The following is a 5,735-nucleotide window of genomic DNA, read 5'->3' as shown; positions in this document are numbered from 1 at the left end:
TGGGCCCGGGGGTGAGGTAGACTTGAAAGTCAAATGAATTACACCATGAATTACGATTATGAAACCATGCCATTTTTTTCTATATTAGTGCCGACATTTAACCAGGCAGACTACCTACCCTATGCCCTGGATAGCATAATTGCACAAACCATGGATAGCTGGGAGGCGGTAATCGTCAACGACGGTTCCACTGATAACACAAATACAATACTAAAAAATTACTCATCGGCTGATCCAAGGTTTAAAATTTATAACCAAGAAAACGGAGGTTGTGGAGCTGCTCTAAATACTGGACTTAAAAACAGCCGTGGAAAGTGGATATGCTGGCTCTCTTCAGATGACCTTTTTGAACCTGATAAACTGGAAACCCATCTGAAATGGATCAATGCACATAAAAATATTAAATTTTTTTATTCCCATTTTTTCTATTTAAATGAAGAAAGCGGCGATAAAACAGAACCTGATTTATGGCGTCCACTGCCCCCCAAAGAATTTCAGGTTTCACGTTTTTTCCAGGGTAATTATGTCCATGGTAATTCAATCGCTATTCACAGTGATGTTTTTAAAAAGATTGGCTTTTTCAATGAATCATTACGCTATGGACAGGACTTTGAGATGTGGCTCAGGATTTCATCTAAATATCCATCGCTATTTATAAATAAACGAACCTGTGTAACCAGGTGGCACTCCCATCAGACAACCAACGATTTTCCAGTCGCCGGCCTTTACGATTCAGCAAGAGCCTGCCACGAATTTATCAATACCCATTCATTTGAAGATTTTTTTCCTCAGCTTGATCTTTCCACCCATTCCCATGCCATTGAAGCCACGCATGAAATATTGAAAATTGCCATGTGGGAAGGTTCATATATATATCAATGTGGATATAACACTGCACTTCTTGAAAGGATGAGAGAATGGATAACAAATTATCCATCAACCCAAACAAAGGAATCAGTATTTATGGAAATTGCAAAACATACTAAAAATCATTCTTTCAAACAAATACCCATGGCAATAAAGTTAGCATTTGAATCACTAATCCATAGCAAACTGCCTTACAAATATAGGCCTTGTGATTTTCAGAATATTTTAAAGAAAACAGTCAAAAATCCTGCAACTGATCCGGCTAAAAGAGAAAATCTCAAACGATATATGAAAAATTTAGTTAAAAATGACTTGTAAAACTGAAATGTTTGTAGATTACAATAATTTAACTCCCATGACGGCAAGCCGAAATAAAAAGGGAAGATTATTTTGGAAAAAATAAACAGATGAAAAGCAACCTTGAAAGCTGGAAAAAATTACAGGAACAGAACTATTTTGAAAACCACCACTGCTACGAAAAAAAGGATGGAAAATTATTATCCTATGGCAAGGATGTAAAAATAATAAAAGGCTACACTTCTTTAACTCTTGATAAAAAGGTTGCCATTATAGGCTGCGGTTATGGAAGAGAAACCGCAATGATAGCACCCCTTGTAAGTCATGTGTGGGGAATAGATGTAAGTCCTTTGATTCTTGGAAAAGCCCAAAACTTTCTTAAAAATCAAGGGGTTAATAATTTTACGCCTGTTTTAGCTGATACATGGAAAGAAAAACTTCCAGAAGACATTGATCTTGTTTACTGTTATATTGTCTTTCAGCATCTAACTAAAGATTTAACAAGAGATTATATCATGGGAATGGCTGAAAAACTTTCCTCAAAAGGCGAAATTATCTGCCAGTTTGCCGAACTTGATTATTCGACAGAAGATGCAGAACCTGAAAAAATTGAAGAACCGAGTGTACGCTGGTCAGTAGATGAGATTCAGCAACTTGTAGATAAAGCAAAGCTCTATTTAAATCGTATAGACACAGAAAATATTCCAGGGCATGGAAATTGGCACTGGGTTCATTGTAGAAAGCTTCCACCCGGCTCCAGCCCAAAATAAAGGTTTGGAATTCTTTATTTTATGAAAATTGTTCATATCAATACCTATGACATTGAAGGCGGTGCAGCAAGAATGGCACTGGGATTAGCAAAACATCAACGCCTTGACAATCATGATGCCCATATGATTGTAGGCAGAAAAAGCCTTAAAAACGATATATCCAGCCGTTTTAATCCCCTTCCCAATGAAACCATCAGACCCTTTTGTGAATCTGCAAAATTATCATATTTTCATTTCCAGGGCAGCCACAAACTATCAAGCCATCCAGAAATAACAAAAGCTGATATCCTGCATGTACATAATATCCACTTTGACTATTTCAATCCCTTCAGTTTATCGTTTTTAAGTCACATTAAACCGACCATATGGACATTCCACGACCTTTTCCCGGTCACAGGCTTTTGTATGCACCCTGGAGACTGCACATCATGGTCACAGGGTTGTTTTCCATGCTTTCGACAGCAACTAAATGATCCTCACAATCCCAACCAACTGTTAAGCATGAGAGATTCAACATCCAATAACCTTTGTTCACCAGGCCCGGCACTCTGTGTTCAGCTAAAAAAGATATTGTATGACCATTGCAATATTACCTTTATCTGTCCCTCGGACTGGATACGTAAACAGGTAGCCAAATCATGTTTTTCAACAATGCACATACATGTTGTGCATAATGGAATTGATACGTCTTTATTCAAACCCATGGATAAAATCGAGGCAAAACTCGCTTTGGGATTGTCTCCTGAAACAACTGTATTAGGTGCTGTAGCTGTACATGGTGCATTGGATAACCCACTTAAAGGCGGAACACACCTAAAGCAACTCATAGAACATATAATACATAAGCATTCTAACATAGTATTTTTAAATGTAGGAAGTGATAAAAAAAACACTTCCCCATTTATCCGCAATATACCCTATATGGAAAACCAGCAGGAACTGGCTTTGATATATTCAGCCATGGACGTTATGGTACACGCTGCTGCTGCTGAATCATTCTGCCTTGTGGCAGTAGAGGCTATGGCTTGTGGTATCCCTGTTGTGGCTTTTAATAATGGAGCATTACCCGAGCTCATCGTACATGATGAAACAGGTCTACTCTGTGACGGTGATGATACCATGGATTTGATAAATACAGTCTCTGCACTAATAGATAAGCCATATCAAAGACAAAACCTTGGCAAGGCAGGACGTGAGCGTTCTTTAGCCTTGTTTGATTTTTCCAAAACCCACGAAAAGTATATTCGCCTTTATTTAGATGAAATTGAAGATCGACAGAAATATCCTCGTCCTGTAAAATCATTCAATCTTGCTAATATTCCTGCCTTTATCCGTACTCCGGAATTCATTAAAGCAGAAGAGCTAAAAACTGGCATAAAAGTTGAAAAACAAGAAACATGGATCGGCAACAAACCAATTGATGCTTTTCTTGACCAATTATCCCCTGCATTATATAAACAATTTGAGCCCTTCCACACAAAGGCGGAAAAAGTCAAACAGATATTTTCTTTACGTAATGCAGGAAAACTTGAAGAATCCCTTGATATTTTAAACGACCTTATTCCAAAATGGCCGAAAGACATGACTCTAATGCGTACAAAAGGAGTAACTTTGGGACTTATGGGAAGAGATGAAGAAGCAATAAAATCATTAAAAAAGTGTCTAAAGGCTGAAAAACCTTTACAGGATGTTTGGCTTAATATAGCTGATATCTATCTTCGCAAAAATGACATTAAAGCGTGTCGCTATGCTCTCGAAACCTTTGCAGGGATTGACCCTAACCTGAAAGGATTTAATCATCGTATGGGCTTATTATGTATGGCAGAGCAAAACTTTTCAGAAGCAGTAACATATTTTAAAATAGAATTACAATTACATGGAGCAGAGGAATCTTTGGTAATGCTTCAAAGAATTAAAGATACACACATGTGATCAAAAATCAAGATATGCAAAATAGCCCCAAACGACATCTTAGGGACAAGGATGAAATAATTTTGGGCATTTCATTACGGTGGATGTCAAGCAAGATGTCGCCTCATCTGAAAAAATAAATTATTATCTCACTCCTGACACAGTTTTGATTTTTAGCGGATAACTATTTGATTTTATTCTAAATAAAAAAGGACATAACTTTTTCTAATAAATACGTTTTTGAGATCAATATATAGTGGTCTTACATATCAAGGCTACTATATATTGAACTCTTGTATATTCAATATGTCCTTTTATCCAAAAAGTGTGTCAGGAGTCAGATTATTTTGTCAAATTCTGGCAAATGATTTAAGCGTTTTTAGTTTACTTTTTATATGATTATAATAAATAAATCAATATTATATATAATATAATAAAAAAACAAAATTTAATCTTTATATTCGTTATATTTAAAACCAGATTTTATGAGGATATCCTCTAAAATAAATCCAGGTTCACCTTTTTTCTTGAGTTCATCAATCATCCATCTTTGGATTCTGGCATTGATATGAACCCGCTTTAGATGATACGGCAATTTGGGTTTTGGTTTGCCTCTGTAGCCACCACGGCTACCTTTTTGAGTCATCATAGAAATCCTTTTAAATTTAATAAAGCCATAAAACAGTTGATATTGTAGGGTTTTAGAAAAGCGTACTACAATTATCTAAAAAATGCCCTAATTTTAGGTATTAATTTAGAGGCACTTTTCTGGAGTAACTGCTTCTATTTTGACAGTATATTGCTAATGCTTATACTTAAAACTACCTAATGTATAACTAACTGAAAGTATTAAAAAATTTTCATTTATAATTTAAAATGGGAAACTTGACACACGCCCCCTATGGGATAGATGGGAAAATAATAGAATGTTCCCGCAAAGGTTTCCCATGGCCTCCGACGAGTTTTTTTGGATGCCCATTCTCGGCCATGGGAAACCTTTGCTCTTTTTTCTCCCAAAAGCCTATGTCTCAGTACATAGGCTTTTTTGGGGCACCTCTTTTTTTTTCGAACTTTTTTCATTATGGTTTCTCTTGTTTAATGAAACCTCTTCAACCTGATTCCAATTTCTAATTGAACCAGACCATCGTTCAGGGTGATTGGATTTTGCCTTCAGGTAGACTTGATGCCTTTTTTCAAGTATTTCAAGGTCTTTACCATCATGCCTATCAGAAGGTGTTACAAAACAAATACCGCTATGGAGATGTTTATTGTTGTACCAATGGGCAAACTTATCTACCCAACTTCTTGCACTATTCAGGTCTTTAAAGGCGTTTTCAGGATATTCAGGCCTATATTTCAAGGTTCTAAACATCGACAGGCTGTTACGGAACTAAAACTTGCTCATTATCAAACGCTATATATAGACAAAACGATTGCTTTTTGGTCATTATATCTCGATGTTCAAGTTTTTTTATGTTGACCTTTAAAAATCACCATTTTTCAAGGTTTACGATATATTGTTGACTTTGCTCACTGCCTTAAAAATTTGTCAGCAATTTATCGAAACGCCTGTCATTTAGTAATTTAAGAAAATCAAGAATTAAAAACTTGAACATCGAGTATATTGTGGTTAAATTAAAAGCATTCGACATTCCGTAACAGCCTGTCGATTCGGAATATGGGTTATCATTGCTTACTCTGGGGCGACTGAATGACGCCATGACGCCAAGTGTTTCCAGCTTTGCAAGCATGGTATATGCCTTCATTGGCCCTCCATTATCAGAATGCAGCACTAATTGATCTTTTTCCACCTTTTCCTGGTTACAGGCATCTGTAATCAGGTCGGCTGCCAGTTCCCCTGATTCACAATCATAAACCTGATAAGGAACA

5 protein-coding genes and 1 pseudogene are annotated in these 5,735 nt (G+C 36.4%); 3 read left to right on the top strand and 3 right to left on the bottom strand.

Annotation, left to right across the window (positions count from 1 at the left end; genetic code table 11):
- Positions 1 to 45 precede the first annotated feature (45 nt).
- From MTBBW1_RS26555 to MTBBW1_RS26545, 3 genes are all read left to right on the top strand, one after another.
- Positions 46 to 1,185 carry a glycosyltransferase family 2 protein gene (locus MTBBW1_RS26555; protein ID WP_186441735.1) on the top strand — a complete coding sequence of 380 codons (1,140 nt, stop codon included), beginning with the start codon at positions 46 to 48 and terminating at the stop codon, positions 1,183 to 1,185.
- A gap of 89 nt (positions 1,186 to 1,274) precedes the next feature.
- Positions 1,275 to 1,934: a class I SAM-dependent methyltransferase gene (locus MTBBW1_RS26550; protein WP_080809842.1), complete on the top strand. Its 660-nt coding sequence runs from the start codon at positions 1,275 to 1,277 to the stop codon at positions 1,932 to 1,934.
- 21 nt (positions 1,935 to 1,955) lie between these two features.
- The gene (locus MTBBW1_RS26545) at positions 1,956 to 3,866 is read left to right on the top strand and encodes a glycosyltransferase (protein ID WP_080809840.1); all 1,911 of its coding nucleotides are present in this window, start codon (positions 1,956 to 1,958) and stop codon (positions 3,864 to 3,866) included.
- Positions 3,867 to 4,293: 427 nt separating this feature from the next.
- Here MTBBW1_RS26545 and MTBBW1_RS26540 read toward each other — a convergent pair whose 3' ends face one another.
- The 3 genes and pseudogenes from MTBBW1_RS26540 to MTBBW1_RS29860 form a co-directional block, all read right to left on the bottom strand.
- A complete protein-coding gene (locus MTBBW1_RS26540; protein ID WP_245809573.1) occupies positions 4,294 to 4,494 on the bottom strand; it encodes a hypothetical protein in 201 nt (66 codons plus the stop codon).
- A gap of 372 nt (positions 4,495 to 4,866) precedes the next feature.
- On the bottom strand, positions 4,867 to 5,217 hold the full coding sequence (locus MTBBW1_RS26535) for an integrase core domain-containing protein (protein WP_080809834.1): 351 nt from the start codon (positions 5,215 to 5,217) through the stop codon (positions 4,867 to 4,869).
- A gap of 295 nt (positions 5,218 to 5,512) precedes the next feature.
- Positions 5,513 to 5,735, bottom strand: a pseudogene (locus MTBBW1_RS29860) (IS3-like element ISPpr7 family transposase); the annotation flags it as partial.

The organism is Desulfamplus magnetovallimortis (genome assembly GCF_900170035.1).
Classification (GTDB): domain Bacteria; phylum Desulfobacterota; class Desulfobacteria; order Desulfobacterales; family Desulfobacteraceae; genus Desulfamplus; species Desulfamplus magnetovallimortis.
The sequence above is the reverse complement of the archived record's forward strand: the minus strand, read 5'-3'. Positions and strand labels throughout refer to the sequence as shown.